Annotated in this window: 2 protein-coding genes; both read right to left on the minus strand. The window is 54.0% G+C overall.

Annotation, left to right across the window (positions count from 1 at the left end; all coding sequences use genetic code 11):
* A partial coding sequence (locus NXT00_RS09410) for a hypothetical protein (protein ID WP_259158815.1) occupies positions 1 to 902 on the minus strand: 902 nt, incomplete at its 3' end.
* A partial coding sequence (locus tag NXT00_RS09415) for a hypothetical protein (RefSeq protein WP_259080378.1) occupies positions 893 to 1120 on the minus strand: 228 nt, incomplete at its 5' end. The genes NXT00_RS09415 and NXT00_RS09410, both read right to left, overlap by 10 nt.

Raw genomic sequence — 1120 nt, forward strand, 5'->3', positions numbered from 1 at the left:
TAGTTTTCCTCCATGCGCTGTGCGTGTTGTTCTGTTTCAGTTTCGATCATGCGTGCTGTGGTGGGGTCGTCTGCTGCGCGGGCGGCGGCTGCTTGTTCAGCGCCGCGTTTGCGTAGTTGTTCGATTGCGGTGATCGCTGCGTCGACTTCTGGTGTGATTCGTGGCGCGATCGCTCCTACCTTTTCAGCAGCTGATGCCATAGTTTCGCTGTTGTTGGCGATGGTGCGGGAGGTTTCGGCTAGTTCTGTGATGGTGTGTACTGCGGCGTCGAAGAATTCCCCTTGGTTCTCAGACTCAATTAGAGACACCAGAACCATAAGATCTTCTGCTGTTTCTAGGCACGTTTGGCTGTAATCTCTCCACGTGACGGTTAGGGTGTTGGCGTCGTGTGTTTTCGTCGCGTTGAGTCCACTCAGTAGCGATGATAGGGATGCTTCGCGTGCTGCTGTTGGTTCGGTGTAGGTGAAGTCTTGGTAGTTTCTATCAGGGCGCTGTGGGTAAGGAACGTTCGCTATTGCTTCTGGGAGCGTGCTGAACGTGTGGTTGATGGTGGGGTAGAGGGCGGGGGCGGATGTGCCGATGGCTGTTGCTAGTGATTGGGCGAGGTCTTCATCGGTGAAGAGTATTTTCTGGCAGCCGGTTGTAAAGTTCTCGTTGCTCCATTGGATTTGGGCGAGGATTTCTTGCAGTGTTCTTGCCGCGCCGCCGTCTCGGTGGGCGCTGATTTCGCTGTATTCTTGGGCGAGTTGGTTAAGGGCGTTGATGGTGGAAAACCCTCCGAGCCTGTCAGCGAGGGGGTGTTCGAGCAGGCGTTTGCTGAAGGATTCATTCCTTGCGATGATGCTTTCGAGGATGTTGGTTACTTGTTGTGTGGTGGTGGGGTTGAAGGTGATCATGGCCATGGGACTCCGCTGAGGTTGATGAGGTCGATGAGTTTGTCGTGTGAGTGTTGGCAGGTGCTAGCGGCATCGTTGAAGCGAGCGTCAGGTATAAGTTCGTCGCTGAACGCTCGGGTGGAAAAGTTTATAGTGCCGTTAGTCGTACTCGTTGCGGCAGTGCACCTGATGTAGAAGCCTGCTTTACCATTGGTTAAGTTTGAGTAGAAGTAGATGCGGGGGTG

Origin of the sequence: Corynebacterium sp. ES2715-CONJ3 (assembly GCF_024814365.1) — a bacterium.
Lineage (GTDB): Bacteria > Actinomycetota > Actinomycetes > Mycobacteriales > Mycobacteriaceae > Corynebacterium.